General features: G+C 49.2%; 15 protein-coding genes. 3 read left to right on the top strand and 12 right to left on the bottom strand.

Features of this window, described 5'->3' with window-relative positions:
* Window positions 1-12: 12 nt before the first annotated feature.
* Entirely contained in the window at window positions 13-1,080 is a 1,068-nt protein-coding gene (pdhA, locus tag ACFVRY_RS20850; protein ID WP_066361645.1) for a pyruvate dehydrogenase (acetyl-transferring) E1 component subunit alpha, read from the bottom strand.
* A gap of 268 nt (window positions 1,081-1,348) precedes the next feature.
* On the opposite strand from pdhA, the gene ACFVRY_RS20845 reads away from it, so the two are divergent.
* Window positions 1,349-2,074, top strand: a complete 726-nt coding sequence (locus ACFVRY_RS20845) for an alpha/beta hydrolase (protein WP_379464204.1) — start codon at window positions 1,349-1,351, stop codon at window positions 2,072-2,074.
* Window positions 2,075-2,222: 148 nt separating this feature from the next.
* Here the strand turns inward: ACFVRY_RS20845 and ACFVRY_RS20840 are convergent, their stop codons facing one another.
* A complete protein-coding gene (locus ACFVRY_RS20840) occupies window positions 2,223-2,687 on the bottom strand; it encodes a low molecular weight protein-tyrosine-phosphatase (protein WP_387502454.1) in 465 nt (154 codons plus the stop codon).
* Window positions 2,688-2,865: 178 nt separating this feature from the next.
* Here ACFVRY_RS20840 and ACFVRY_RS20835 point away from each other — a divergent pair, with 178 nt between their 5' ends.
* Both ACFVRY_RS20835 and ACFVRY_RS20830 read left to right on the top strand, forming a co-directional pair.
* The gene (locus ACFVRY_RS20835) at window positions 2,866-3,507 is read left to right on the top strand and encodes a thiamine diphosphokinase (protein ID WP_387502224.1); all 642 of its coding nucleotides are present in this window, start codon (window positions 2,866-2,868) and stop codon (window positions 3,505-3,507) included.
* A gap of 285 nt (window positions 3,508-3,792) precedes the next feature.
* On the top strand, window positions 3,793-4,296 hold the full coding sequence (locus tag ACFVRY_RS20830) for a C40 family peptidase (protein ID WP_387502222.1): 504 nt from the start codon (window positions 3,793-3,795) through the stop codon (window positions 4,294-4,296).
* Window positions 4,297-4,339: 43 nt separating this feature from the next.
* Here ACFVRY_RS20830 and ACFVRY_RS20825 read toward each other — a convergent pair whose 3' ends face one another.
* The 10 genes from ACFVRY_RS20825 to ACFVRY_RS20780 form a co-directional block, all read right to left on the bottom strand.
* Window positions 4,340-5,164, bottom strand: a complete 825-nt coding sequence (locus ACFVRY_RS20825) for a winged helix-turn-helix domain-containing protein (protein ID WP_387502221.1) — start codon at window positions 5,162-5,164, stop codon at window positions 4,340-4,342.
* Window positions 5,165-5,217: 53 nt separating this feature from the next.
* Window positions 5,218-5,526, bottom strand: coding sequence for a Dabb family protein (locus tag ACFVRY_RS20820; protein WP_387502220.1), 309 nt, complete (start codon window positions 5,524-5,526; stop codon window positions 5,218-5,220).
* 20 nt (window positions 5,527-5,546) lie between these two features.
* Window positions 5,547-7,100: an ABC-F family ATP-binding cassette domain-containing protein gene (locus ACFVRY_RS20815; protein WP_387502219.1), complete on the bottom strand. Its 1,554-nt coding sequence runs from the start codon at window positions 7,098-7,100 to the stop codon at window positions 5,547-5,549.
* Window positions 7,101-7,491: 391 nt separating this feature from the next.
* Window positions 7,492-8,994, bottom strand: a complete 1,503-nt coding sequence (locus ACFVRY_RS20810; RefSeq protein WP_387502217.1) for a serine/threonine-protein kinase — start codon at window positions 8,992-8,994, stop codon at window positions 7,492-7,494.
* A 152-nt stretch (window positions 8,995-9,146) separates the two neighbouring features.
* Window positions 9,147-10,211, bottom strand: a complete 1,065-nt coding sequence (locus ACFVRY_RS20805) for an SAM-dependent methyltransferase (protein ID WP_387502216.1) — start codon at window positions 10,209-10,211, stop codon at window positions 9,147-9,149.
* On the bottom strand, window positions 10,208-10,990 hold the full coding sequence (locus ACFVRY_RS20800) for an ABC transporter ATP-binding protein (protein ID WP_387502215.1): 783 nt from the start codon (window positions 10,988-10,990) through the stop codon (window positions 10,208-10,210). Before ACFVRY_RS20800 ends, ACFVRY_RS20805 begins: the two co-directional genes overlap by 4 nt.
* Window positions 10,987-11,319 carry a thioredoxin family protein gene (locus ACFVRY_RS20795; protein WP_387502214.1) on the bottom strand — a complete coding sequence of 111 codons (333 nt, stop codon included), beginning with the start codon at window positions 11,317-11,319 and terminating at the stop codon, window positions 10,987-10,989. The genes ACFVRY_RS20800 and ACFVRY_RS20795 overlap by 4 nt, the downstream gene beginning before the upstream one ends.
* Window positions 11,316-11,660, bottom strand: a complete 345-nt coding sequence (locus ACFVRY_RS20790) for a cyclic-phosphate processing receiver domain-containing protein (protein WP_387502213.1) — start codon at window positions 11,658-11,660, stop codon at window positions 11,316-11,318. Before ACFVRY_RS20790 ends, ACFVRY_RS20795 begins: the two co-directional genes overlap by 4 nt.
* 2 nt (window positions 11,661-11,662) lie before the next feature.
* Entirely contained in the window at window positions 11,663-12,520 is an 858-nt protein-coding gene (locus ACFVRY_RS20785; protein WP_387502453.1) for a deoxyribonuclease IV, read from the bottom strand.
* Window positions 12,510-13,325, bottom strand: a complete 816-nt coding sequence (locus ACFVRY_RS20780; protein ID WP_387502212.1) for an Fpg/Nei family DNA glycosylase — start codon at window positions 13,323-13,325, stop codon at window positions 12,510-12,512. The genes ACFVRY_RS20785 and ACFVRY_RS20780 overlap by 11 nt, the downstream gene beginning before the upstream one ends.
* Between the last annotated feature and the right edge of the window lies 1 nt (window position 13,326).

Genomic DNA, 13,326 nt, shown 5'->3' with positions numbered 1-13,326 from the left:
CTGTTATCCCCCTTATTCAAAATCGGCTTTTTGCTCTTCCAGATGTTTCGGAGTTGCCTCGAACATGCTGTCAATCAAGCCGGAAACGGTCATTTTTTCGGTTTGTTCTGCTTTTTTGATTTGCTCATTAACAGTAGCTTTTGCTTCTTCTTTCACGCGCGCTGTATCTTCTTCGGTCCAAAGGCCTTTTTTCTCCAGATACTTAGCAAGACGGGCAATTGGGTCCTTCTCGTTCCATTGTCCTTCTTCTTCCTTAGAGCGGTATTTGCTCGCATCGTCAGAAAGGGAGTGTGGACGGAAACGGTAAGTTACAGCTTCGATCAGGGTAGCGCCTTCTCCGTTACGAGCACGCTCAGCAGCTTCTTGAACTGCGCTGATAACCGCGAAGATATCCATACCATCAACCTTGATTCCCGGAATACCGGCTGCAACCGCTTTGTGAGCGATAGACTTAGAAGCCGTTTGCTTCGAGAATGGCGTGGTGATGGCGTAACCGTTGTTTTGAACAAAGAAAATTACAGGCAGTTTAAAGCGCCCAGCAAAGTTAAGGCCTTCATAGAAGTCACCTTCGGAGGAACCACCGTCACCTGTATAAGTAATCGCTACGTTCTTCTGGTTCTTCAATTTGAAGCCCATTGCAATACCAGTAGCGTGCAGAATTTGTGCGCCAATGATGATTTGTGGCATTAGCACGTTTACGCCGTCAGGAATTTGTCCACCATGTTGGTGTCCACGGGAATACAAGAACGCTTGGTACAGCGGAAGGCCGTGCCATACGAGCTGTGGAATATCACGGTAGCCTGGGCATACGAAGTCTTCCTTCTCCAGAGCAAACTCACTACCGATCATGGTAGCTTCCTGACCAGATACTGGTGCGTAGAAACCGAGGCGGCCTTGACGACCAAGATTCACAGCACGATCATCCCAGGTACGGGTAAATACCATACGGTACATAATTTCTTTCAATTGATCATCAGTAAGAGCAGGCAGTTTATCTTTATTGATAACTTCTCCATCCGGGGAAAGTACCGAAAGAGCCTCGACGTCCTCTGTGTACACTTCATAAGGAACTTTACTCATTATCATCTTCACCTCAACAAAAAAATTTGAATATCAGTTGCCTCTGTTATAGAATTATTATACACCTGTTTTATCTATTTCGTCAAAGAAATACGCATAAAATTTATGTTTCCATAAATTTTGTATGTATAACAGGTTTAATTAAATTATATAACAGATGCCAATCATTTTGACAAGTAAATGATGTATGCCACATTTACCCCTTGGTAATATTATCGTATTGCCGTCGGGAATGCAAAATTCGACAAGAAAGGTGACAAGAACAGCTATGAATGACTCTGTTTTTCTGAAACGTACAATTGTTAAAAAAAACCTGTGGAGCGAATCGCTGCAGGAGGAACGCAAGCTGCGTATCTACCTCCCGCCCGGCTACAATGAAGTTCTTAGTTATCCCGTCGTGTACTGCCAGGATGGTGAGGAATTCTTCAACTTCGGCCGAATCGCCACGCTGGCTGGCCAGCTGATCCTGGAAGAAGATGTCGAACCTTTCATTATTGTAGGCGTTGAAGTCGACGTGAAAGTTAGAACCCAGGAATATGCGCCTTTCGGCAACCGGTTTGAGCAATACCTGTCTTGCTTTGCCGAAGAAATTATTCCCTTCATTGAACATAATTATCCGGTACGGCGTACGCCTGCTGAACGTATTCTGGCTGGTGATTCTCTCGGAGGCAGTGTGTCCCTCCATCTGGCCTTAGCTTATCCATCCATATTTAACCGTATCCTCAGCCTTTCTGGTGCTTTTTATCCGGAGACCCGTGAAATGATCGAAGATGAAGAGGACCTCTCCTGGCTTACTATTAATATGGTAGTTGGACTGCAGGAAACAGAATATAAGACAGATACAGGCGTTTACGACTTTGTGGATATGAATCGCAAGACAAAAGCGCTGCTTGAAGAGCGCGGAGCCACAGTATCCTACCGAGAGAAAGACGGCGTTCATCTCTGGGGATTTTGGCAGAAAGAACTGCCTGAATCGCTTCTCTATTTCTTTTAAACACCTGAAACAGCCTTGAGACATGCAAAAATGAACATCATGAGAACAATATGTACATTCCCTGTGTGATTGCGCTTTCAGGGCGGTAGGGACAGAAACGGCCCCCCGCCCTTCTCAAGGACGGTTGTTCCGAATCTTAAAGCAAGGATTAGAGCTTTTCGCTAACGATGGTGTCTAGCAGCACATCGCAGCCGGCATCCATCAGATCATATACCTGTTCAAAGTTTCCGGTAAAGTAAGGGTCCGGCACTTCACGCAGTTCCTCCTCCGGGAGCAAGTCCATAAAGAACAACAGCTCGGCCTCTTCTCCGCCCTGGAGCTTCCGCACATTGGTTCCATTAGAGTTGTCCATACAAATGATATATTGATAGTTCTCAAAATCATCGCTGGACACCCGGCGAGCCTTCATCCCTTCATAACTGATCCCATGCTGATCCAGAATACGCCGCGCCCCTTCATGTGGAGGGTTGCCAATATGCCAATCCCCTGTTCCTGCAGAATCTACAGTAATCGAACTAGACAAGCCGCGTTCATGGATCTTGTGGCGCAACACAGCTTCAGCCATCGGCGAACGGCAAATATTGCCGAGACAAACAAACAGCACGTTTACGATTTCACTCACCTCCAAATCTCTTTTCTATACAATTCAACAGCTTCCAGCATCTCGCTGGACACGCTATTCTTATTTTAGCGTTGTCCGGGGCAATTGTACAACCTTTCAAACTGCATTATACTTGATACTTGGTTCTGGATCAGAATCTTTAGAATTGTAAGGAAGGGGAGGATTAGTGATGCCATCCGGAAGAGTCGTTATTTGGGCCGGTGGGGAGCTGTCTCCGGAACATTTGAATGTATTAGATGAAGAGGATTTTATTATCGGTGCTGATCGGGGTGCCTTATTCCTCATTAACCATGGGATAACGCCGGATCTTGCGGTAGGAGATTTTGATTCTGTATCCCCGGAAGCCCTGCAGGAGATTAGGAACAGAAGCCGGGAGATCATTACCTGCGATGCAATAGACAAAGATCTGACAGACAGTGAGCTGGCCCTGGACCTAGCGCTGAACAGATCGCCCTCATCGATCCTCATGCTCGGTGTGACCGGTTCGCGGATTGATCACATGCTGGCCAGCATTCAAATGATGACGCTGGCGCTGCAGCGTCAAGTGAGCTGTTCCATCATGGACAGTCACAATTACCTTACCCTTACAGGGTCACAGGCCCTTGTTGAGGATCGCGGCTTCGCCTATGTATCTCTGTTGCCTCTAACGCCTGAAGTGACAGGAATTACGCTGGAGGGCTTTCAATATCCGCTTAGCAACGCCACACTGAAGCTTGGTCATTCACTTGGTGTGAGCAACAAACTGCTGGCGGCGTCTGGAACTGTAACGATTGAGAGTGGCCTGCTGCTGATTATTCAGAGCAAGGATTGAATTACATACGAGATTTAGAAACATGGTTGTAACCTTTTAAATGCGATATTGTATAGGCCGAAAATCCCTTGCTGTCAAAGGATTTTCGGCTTTTTTTATCCTATCATCCTTTGTAAATATTAATTTTTTGTAACTTTTAATCGTTTTTTAATAAAACGCTTACATCCCTTGCCCCGTCTCTATTTGCCCCACCTCTTCCAATATATAGGCACTAGATTACCTGCTATACTACGAATCAGCGAAAGAAACGAAACATACGAAACAAACCTTGGAGGGAATTACAACATGAATAAACAACAATGGTTCAAACAAGCGATCACTATCGGGATGTGCACGACAATTGGCCTCTGCACTTTGGCTGCAACAGAAATCGGCACTACACACGCTGCTGCCGCATCTGCTTCAGTCAATGGCCAAAGCATCATCAATCTCGGTAAAAAATATATGGGCGTTCGTTATGAATTTGGAGCATCTACTTCCAGTACCCGCAGCTTTGACTGCTCGTCATTCACTAAATATATTTTTGGTAAATATGGCGTAGATCTGCCCCGTACTTCTGAAGCCCAATCCAAAGTCGGCAAATCCGTATCCAAAGCTAATCTCCGTGTCGGAGACCTTATCTTCTTCTCCAGCGGCAGCAGAGCAAACGGCAAGAACGTCACTCACGTAGCGGTATATGCAGGTAATGGCAAGATTCTGCACACGTACGGTTCGCCAGGCGTCACACTCTCGGATCTAAATTCCGGCAACTGGAAAAGAACGTATTTATTCGCCCGCCGCGTACTGTAACAGCTCTAAAGATTAGAGTTTTGACTATGATAGAGGATTGGGTTCAGCATGTGGCGTCTCCGGGAGACGCCCTCATTACATAGCCGGATCCCCTTACCGTATGAATGAGTTTGGTCCGATAGCCCTTGTCCACCTTCAGGCGGATATGCCGGATATACACATCTACGACATTGGTGTCCGCCTCAAAGTGATAGCCCCAGACCTGCTGCAAGATTTCGGTTCTGGGGCATATTTGTCCTACATGAGCTGCCAGGTAATAGAGCAAGTCGAATTCTTTGCCTGTTAACTTCAGCTGATTGCCATCTCGGTTTACATGCCGGCAGCTAGGGTCCAGAATCAGCCCGTCAATTTTCAAAAGATGATTCTTTCGGCGGCGACGTCCGCTAAGAATTAATAAATTTAAGATCCGGCAGGTCAGTTCCCCTGTATGGATGGGATGGGACAGATAATCATTCGCCCCTGCCTTGAAAGCTGCTACCGCGTCTTCTCCAGAACCAACTCCTGATATGACGAGTACGGGCAGTTCCATCCCTTGGTCCCGTAGCTCGGTAACCAGTTGCCAGCCCTCCCATTCATCAACCTGCTCCAGCTCTGCCAGGAGCAGCAAGAACTCGCCTCCGGTTAACAATGAGCGAAGATCACTGAGATCTTCGCTCATTGTTATTTCCAGGCCGGCTTCCAGCAAGGCCTGAAGAGCGGCGTCATGGTCCATTTTTTCCTGAGTATAAGTCCCGCTGTTAGTTCCTTCTCCGCTACCCTTCCGTTCTTCTTGGAACCATACGATTCTCTCGTTCACCACTGCCGTCCTCCGCGTCACGACTTCATCGCTACCGGGCATCCCGGCATAGATAACCCTAGCGTTCCCCATATACTAAAAGAGCATTCCATCGTAGATGAAATGCTCCCACTTTAATCTGATTGTTAGTTTCCTTTTACAACATCGATTTCTTGAAACTTCGCTACTTCTGTCTCCCAGCGCTGCTGTACAAATTCCTGATGGATGGGGTGATTCATGTAGGTATCAAAAGCTTCCTGGCCGTCAAACTCCATACTGAAGCCAAAATGGAAATCGCATTTCGGGCTGACTTGACGCAGGACTTCGAATTCTTTTACCCCTGTAATAGAGGTCAAAATTCTCTCCCCATCCTTGAGAAATGCTGCTGTCTCCGGTGCATCCACCGGATATTTCAAGCTGAAGTAGACCATATGCCGAAGAATTCCATTGTTCATATTATTTGCCTCCCCATAATTTATACAGACTGTGACGACCACTGCTCAACATCCCAAGTCTTCGTTACCCAGTCTTCATAGAAGTCCGGTTCGTGGGAAACGAGCAGCACAGTCCCTTTGTATTCCTGCAATGCACGTTTCAATTCTGCTTTGGCGATCACATCAAGGTGATTGGTCGGCTCATCGAACAGAACCCAGTTGCTCTCACGCATCAGCAGCTTACACAGACGCACCTTGGCTTGTTCTCCCCCACTTAACATGCTGAGCGGGCGGGTGATATGCTCATTTTTCAAGCCGCAGCGCGCCAAGTGCGCACGCACCTCGTGCTGGTTAAGGCTGGAGAACTCGTTCCATACATCATCAATCGGCGTAATATTCGCCGCCTTAACCTCTTGCTGGAAGTAGGCCGGTGTAAGGTAATCGCCAAGATACGTTTTGCCGCTGTATGTCGGGATTACGCCGAGAATCGTCTTCAGCAGTGTCGATTTACCGACACCGTTGCAGCCGACAATGGCAATCTTCTCCCCGCGTTCAATGGTCATATTCAACTTCGGCAGAAGCGGGCGGTCATAGCCGATCTCGAAATCAATGCCTTCGAACACTGTTTTACCGCTGGCCCGTGATTCCTTGAAGACGAAGGTCGGTTTAGCCGCTTCATCTGGCCGGTCGATCCTTTCCATGCGATCCAATTGCTTCTCGCGGCTCTTGGCCCGGCCGGAAGTTGAAGCCCGCGCTTTATTGCGCTGAATGAAATCCTCTTGCTTTTTAATGAACTCCTGCTGCTTCGCATAAGCTTCGATATGCTGGCTCTTGTTCAGTTCTGCCATCTCAAGAAAACGCTCATAGTTCCCGGTATAACGGGTCAGCTTCGTAAACTCCAGATGATAGACAACGTTCACGACCTTGTTCATGAATTCCGTATCATGGGAGATCAGAATAAAGGCGTACGGATATTGCTTCAAGTAGTTCGACAGCCAGTCGATATGTTCCACATCAAGATAGTTGGTGGGCTCATCAAGTAACAGCGCGGTAGGCTTCTCAAGCAGTAGCTTGGCCAAAAGCACCTTGGTCCGCTGCCCCCCGCTCAGGGAAGCCACATCACGATCCAGACCGATCGCGGACAATCCGAGACCATTCCCCATTTCCTCTACCTTCACATCAATCAGATAGAAGTCGCCGATCTCCAGCGCCTCTTGAATCTCACCCATCTGCTCTAGCAGCACTTCAAGTTCTTCAGGCGTAGCTTCACCCATCTTGTCGGTAATGGCCATCATGTCCTGCTCCAGTTCCAGCAACGGTAGAAAGGCATCTTTCAGCACATCACGTATGGTCTTGCCCGGCGTAAGTTTGGTATGTTGATCCAGATAGCCATAACGCACACGTGGCGTCCATTCTACTTTGCCGCTATCTTTCAGCAGCTTTCCCGTCAAAATATTCATCAATGTCGATTTGCCTACACCATTCGCTCCGACTAATCCGACATGTTCACCGTCCAACAGCCGGAACGATACATCCTTGAACAACTGGCGTTCACCGAAATTGTGGGCAACTTCTTCTACTGTCAATAAACTCATAACTTCTCTGCAAGCTCCTATCTATATTTTAAAATGAGGCGAGATTGCGTAACATACAACGATTCATTTTAGCATAAGTATGTGTCACTCTGACACAGAAAATTAAATAAGACAATCTTAAGACCCTCACTTAAGGCTACCTTCACTGCGGTGAATGTTTGGACTTCCGGCCGTTTTTGTCTCCAGATTTCTTCGGACTGTACCGCTATTGCGGATAAAATCCGGAGACAAATTACGCTTCCGATGCGAGCTTTCCTACGGAAAGCTTTCAGGCGAACACTATCGCCCCTAAAGTTACAAACCTTCCCCTCCGTTCCTCCTCGCTTTTAGTTACTTTTTCTATTCGTCTTATATAACGAATTAAGACGATAATATATTATAGACAGAGAAATCACTGCCTTTTCCCGCGAAAAAGAGCGCTACGCCGCTGCGGCTTCCGCATAGCGATGGCCTCCTTCAGCATCACTTCCAGCACATCACTGAGCCTTCCCTTGGAGCGGAAAGGATCGTGCTGCAGAGGCAATGCGTACACCTCGGCTGTACCTAGCGCTTTTTGCAGCAGTACAGCAGCGTTGTCTCCAGCCAGTGGCAGACCTACCTTCCAGCCTTTCTGAGGCTCAAGTCGACTCCGGCGCAGCCAATGCAGTAGCTCCCCAAGCCGCCAGTCAGCCCCTGAAGCAATCAGCAGCGGCACATCGCTCTGATTGAACTCTTCGAGGGCCCCTTCTTCGCTGAGTGTTCCGAGATCCAGTACAATAAAGGAATAACTACCTTCTGGGAACCTGCTATTTTCTTTGCCCGGACAACTCCAGTAATGAACATTGTTCCAAACAAAAGATGGAACAGCGTTCATACCCGTTGGAACGTGTTCCTGCCCCTGTACCAACGCATAAAGATTTTGGAACACCACGCCATCCGGAGAACCGTCAACCCAGGCCGTGCGACCATACTTGGATAGACGAACAGCTATAGCCAATGAAGTGTGCGTCGTTCCAAGCCCACTCGATGTACCAGCCAGAGACACGACAACTGCATCCGTCACACGTGAGGTCAGGCATTCCAGTGTCTCCTCAACTCGAGTACGGTCGCTGGGATTTAGTAAAGCCAACGCTTCCAGAACCGAAGAGGCACTAGGGTACCTCTCTTCAGGGCGCTGCCGGAGCAGGCGGCGCAGAATCGGAATGAATTCAGGAGGGACGACACCTGGCAGCCTGGACTCCAAGCCCGGCTGCCAGCTGCAGTATTTGCCTCCGGTGAGCAAATGGAGCAGCAGTGCCCCAAGTCCATAAAGATCGGAGGCTGGCTGGCTATGCCCGGCATATTGCTCCGGCGCTGCAAAGCCCACAGTTCCCAGCTTACTCGTGTCGTCATCCCCAGCGCGTCCATAGCTTCGGGCAATGCCAAAATCAATTAGCACTAACTCATGCTGTCCTGTAAGCATGATATTGGACGGTTTCAGATCCCTATAGATGATCGGAGTACGCTGATTGTGTAGATACTTCAGCACTTCCAGCAGTTGCATAGCAAACTGTATCACTTGATCCCAAGGTAGTGGTCCCGGGTGAAGCTCCAAATAACGGCTCAATGTTACCCCATTGATATAATCCATCACCAGATAAGAATATCCGTCTTTATCAGGTGGGTAGAAATCAGTCACTCTCGGCAGCCTGGGATGATTCAAGGAAATCAGTAGTTCCGCCTCGGCTACAATATCACCAGAAGCATATTCCGTTATGCCTGGGTCTACACTTTCCTTCACCGCCCACCACTTGCCTGGCAGCCGCAGGTCTTCGGCCAGGTACACATGACTCATCCCCCCGGACCCAATGAGCTCTACGACCCGATAACGTTCTCCAAGCAGTTGTCCTACTGCTAGCTTCGATGGATACAGCATATAGACACCTCTCCTTAAAAATAGCTCAAGACCAACATCAGTACTTGAACCCAAAAAATATATAAAAAAAGAAAGCACCGCCACTGACGCAATGCCGGCGTTACGCCGGTCGTCAACGGGATGCTTTCCCAGAAAATAATATAATAATGTGATTAATACTTAATCATATAAAGTGTAATTTCGTCACGGTTATGAAACAGCTGCTTCGCCCGCTGAATCTGCATACGTTCGCTCTCGAACATGGCGATAAGCTCCTTGATCAGCGCTAAAGGCTTCTTGTGCATCAGCTTCACTGTCACGATGGCAGTCCCTCCAGGAGCCAAACTGTGCAGCTGTGAGGTCACAAGCTTCGCCATCAGCTTAGGGCTCCAGCTCATATCGCAGACGAAGAGGTCAAACTCATGATCCTTGAATTTCACATCTCCGGCATTCTTGCGCAGCACCTTTAGACCCGGAGCGTTACGCAGGGAAGCGTGCATCAATGCCGGGTCTACGGCTGTGACCTTCACACCGCGTTCCAGCAGGAATGAAGTCCAGCCACCTGGTGATGCACCGATGTCCACGGCATTGCGGAAGCTCGCAAAAGGAATGCCAAACTCCTTTTCCGCTTCCATCAGTTTGAATTTGGCGCGGGAGATTTGACCGTCTTCCTTGCGGAAACGGATCGCTCCACCGTTCCAACCGGAGAGGTTGTCTTCCGGCCGTGAAACCCCGGCGTACAGAGCATCTTTGGTCGCGTAAACGGAAATGACCCACTCCGGCTCCTGAACCGTGAACTCAGCTTCAAGGTTATGCAGTTCTCCCTGAATCCATTCGCGCAGCTCACCAGGGCTCTCCTCCCAGAAGCAATCCGCGCTCTTGCGGACGTGTAGCGCTACCTTCACACCTTCCAGCTCACTGCGGCGGCTCAGATAGGTGGCCAGTCGCTGTAATGCTTCCATACTACCCTCGTCCTGAAATTGCACAGGCTGAATATGCCGCAGAAAAATTGGTGGCTGCTGCGCTAATAGTCTAGCCACGTTCTCAGGCTCCACCTGAAGCGTGGCCAGGAAGATTTCACCTGGCAGCAACAGCGTGCTTTTCACAGCCCCGAACAAACGGCGCAGCTCTTCCTGTGCATAGGGTGCAAAACCATGATTAGCAGTACAAATATAACGTGAGATTACTTCTTCCGAAGCAGTTTCCTGCTCCGCTCTATCTTCTATCAAGTTGTTCAAATGGATTTGCCTCCAGGTCTAATTTTTATCCAGGGACGACCGTTTTCCCATTCCACATGGACAGGGATATCATAGGTCGCCCTAATCATCTCGTCCGTCAGTACTTCTTCCTTGCGGCCGGAGCCGGCCAATTTCCCGTCCTTAATTAACGCCACATGACTGAATAACGGTACGATCTCTTCAATATGATGCGTCACATATACCACTGTAACGTTGCGCTGTCTCAGCTTGTCCACTTCATCCAGCATTTTCTCCCGTTCGTACAGATCGAGTCCCGCACAAGGTTCATCCATGACTAACAGCTTGGGATCAGCCATCAAACAACGGGCCAGCATGACTTTTTTGCGCTCTCCCTGCGAAAGAGTCCCCAAAGAATGGAACGCAAGCGCGCCAAGATTCATATCTTTTAGCAGTGCAAGAGCTCGTTCCTTAACGTCCTCCGGGATACTCTGGTAGAAACGCAAGAAGGCAAACGCCCCAGTTGCCACGACTTCCCACACCGGATCACTGAGAGACAGCTTCTCCATCAGGGAAGGTCCAATATAACCGATTTCCTTCCGCACTTCGCGTAGGTCACATTGCCCGTACAGATTACCAAGCACCTCGATCGTCCCGCTACTCGGAAACATATATCCGGTCAGCATCTCCAGAATCGTGGTTTTACCGGAACCATTGCGGCCCAGAATTGCCCAGTTTTCACCTTCGTTAATTTCCAGCGACACATCGTCTAGGATCAGACTCTCTTCCCTGCGGAGCGTAAGATGTTGTAATGATATCATGGCGTAATCCCCCTCCTTATGTATTCCAGCACCCGTTCTACCGAACTCATCGCATAATGAACTTCTGGCGGCTTCAGGCGGTCAGCTTGTGCCACTAGAAGGGCAGGTACACTAGATATACGGTAACTGCCCACAATTTCCGGCAGCATGTTCACATTTGCCTCGTGAATCACAAGATCCTCTGGCAGCAAATGTCCTGCGATCTCCAGCATACGACGGGCAACTTGGCAAGTTCCGCACAGAGGTGTGTGCAGAAAGACTACCAGCGACTTACCGGGAACCTCCAGCGCTTTCAGCAATTCTGGCTCCTTTATCTCGTGAATAATCATAAGACACCGGCACCAGAAGCAATCTTCTGCAGTTGCTCCACACTAAGCGGACCATTATGCAGAGCCGTTCCATCCGGCTTGGCTGGGTACAGGATTTCGAACATTTCCTTGCGACCCGAAGGACTGGAGGTGTGCAGAAAGATAGACCGTGGGAACAAACCCTCCAGCACGATCCGTTTAGCCACTTCACCGCCATTCTGGTCATCAGGACCCATGTCATAATCCAGCGATAAAATATCAACTTCACAATCCCGCAACAGAATCAGACATTCTTCTGTCGTCCGGGCCAATGCAAAACCCTCCGGCCGCTTACGGTAATCATCCATATATACGTTAATCAAGGTCAATCCTCCGTTCCAAACCAGGCCTTTACCAGGGAGATCTCTCGGGAATGACTCCCGTCTGGTCCCTTCTCTGTTTCCATAACAAGTGCTGCACCCTGCAGTGGCTCTGATGTCAATAGTCCAGCCAGACCTTTCTCTCCGATATACCCCTGCCCAATGGCAGCGTGTCTGTCCCGACGCGTGGCCAAGGGGTACTTTGAATCATTGAGATGTACGGCAACGAGATGAGGCCAATAGCCGAGGTCATCTCCACGTCGGAGCAGAGCTTCCGTATCTTCCGGGTTCCAGATTCCAGCTGCATAAGCATGACAAGTATCGAAGCAGAATCCAATTTTCTCCGGGTATCGGCTCAGTTCACGTACCTTCACCAATTCCTCCAGCGTCATGCCCTCGCGGCCGTGATTGCCGGCTTGATTCTCGATTAAGAGCTTGGCTCGGCCTTCCCAAGACGCCAAGGTTTCATTCATACATTGTATAATATTTTGATAGCCTTGTAACGGCTCCATCCCGCCAAATTGTCCAAAATGCACGACAATCCCCAAGGAGCCGCAAGCTTCGGCAATCTCCAGATCATTTCGCAGTGAAGACACCATCACCGCCTCAGGTGTTGCAGCATCCTTCCCCGCCGCCATATTGGTCGGATAAGGGGTGTGCGCAATAGAGACGATTCCGTGCTCCTGGCAAAAGGATGCGCAGTCCTCAGCATCCCGGCCATCGACCGATTTAAGCTTCAGACTGCGCGGATTTTTCGGAAAATACTGAAAGCTTGTCGCACCGCTCTCCCAGGCGAACCGGGCCGCTCGGCCGTATCCGCCGCGAATGCTGACATGTGCCCCAATTTTAGGGCTATTGTTCATGCTGGCAGTCCGGGCAATAGAACACTTTGCGTCCGGACAGCTCGATTTTGACAACTGTTCCCCCTCCGCGCAGGCAAGGCTCACCCTCACGGTCGTACACTAGACACCGATCGTTATAAGTGCCTGTGACGGTATCTCCATTCATAAACGGCATTTCCATATAGCCACCGATCTCTGTCGCGTCGGTCAAAACCTTACGAATGGCATCATACAATCTCGTGATGGAATCCGGTGTCAAGTTATGCACGAGCGCAGAAGGCAGCAATCTGGCTTCAAAAGCAATCTCATCTGCATAGCAGTTACCTATGCCAGCGATGAACTGTTGGTTCACTAGCAAACTCTTCAGCGCGCCACGCCGGCCTTTGAGCATCCCTGTGAAACGCTCCAGGGTCATTCGCCGATCTAGCGGTTCTGGTCCAAGTTTGCCCATGGCTGCTTCCGCTTCTTTAACCGATAGCAGATGCAGATAGCCCAGCCGTAGGCCCATGAAATAGAGGATATGATCTCCAAAAGCTATTTCCACCTGAGTGTTGCGGTCCGGTCTTTCTTCTTCTGTTCCATAGAATAGCAACCCGCCCAACATTAAATGCAGCAGCAGTCTGCGACCGTCATGCAAGTGGAACAAAATATGCTTAGCTCGTCTCTCTACAAATACAACACGTGCGCCGACCAGTGCCTGAGTGAACGCCGCAGTCTCCAAATTAATGGACTTCTCTCTATTCACAGTTACGCCTGTAATAGGCACGTTGATAATATGTTGACCAAGCCTTTGTCTATAGTTCTCCATTTCCGGCAGTTCCGGCATG

The organism is Paenibacillus sp. NPDC057934 (assembly GCF_042887565.1).
In the GTDB taxonomy this organism is placed as follows: domain Bacteria; phylum Bacillota; class Bacilli; order Paenibacillales; family Paenibacillaceae; genus Paenibacillus_AQ.
The sequence above is the reverse complement of the archived record's forward strand: the minus strand, read 5'-3'. Positions and strand labels throughout refer to the sequence as shown.

Bases quoted from the DNA above. Each gene is read 5' to 3' on its own strand.
- pdhA (WP_066361645.1), bottom strand. From the start codon at position 1,080: ATGAGTAAAGTTCCTTATGAAGTGTACACAGAGGACGTCGAGGCTCTT.
- ACFVRY_RS20845 (WP_379464204.1), top strand. From the start codon at position 1,349: ATGAATGACTCTGTTTTTCTGAAACGTACAATTGTTAAAAAAAACCTG.
- ACFVRY_RS20835 (WP_387502224.1), top strand. From the start codon at position 2,866: ATGCCATCCGGAAGAGTCGTTATTTGGGCCGGTGGGGAGCTGTCTCCG.
- ACFVRY_RS20830 (WP_387502222.1), top strand. From the start codon at position 3,793: ATGAATAAACAACAATGGTTCAAACAAGCGATCACTATCGGGATGTGC.
- ACFVRY_RS20825 (WP_387502221.1), bottom strand. From the start codon at position 5,164: ATGGGGAACGCTAGGGTTATCTATGCCGGGATGCCCGGTAGCGATGAA.
- ACFVRY_RS20820 (WP_387502220.1), bottom strand. From the start codon at position 5,526: ATGAACAATGGAATTCTTCGGCATATGGTCTACTTCAGCTTGAAATAT.
- ACFVRY_RS20815 (WP_387502219.1), bottom strand. From the start codon at position 7,100: ATGAGTTTATTGACAGTAGAAGAAGTTGCCCACAATTTCGGTGAACGC.
- ACFVRY_RS20810 (WP_387502217.1), bottom strand. From the start codon at position 8,994: ATGCTGTATCCATCGAAGCTAGCAGTAGGACAACTGCTTGGAGAACGT.
- ACFVRY_RS20800 (WP_387502215.1), bottom strand. From the start codon at position 10,990: ATGATATCATTACAACATCTTACGCTCCGCAGGGAAGAGAGTCTGATC.
- ACFVRY_RS20795 (WP_387502214.1), bottom strand. From the start codon at position 11,319: ATGATTATTCACGAGATAAAGGAGCCAGAATTGCTGAAAGCGCTGGAG.
- ACFVRY_RS20785 (WP_387502453.1), bottom strand. From the start codon at position 12,520: ATGAACAATAGCCCTAAAATTGGGGCACATGTCAGCATTCGCGGCGGA.
- ACFVRY_RS20780 (WP_387502212.1), bottom strand. From the start codon at position 13,325: ATGCCGGAACTGCCGGAAATGGAGAACTATAGACAAAGGCTTGGTCAA.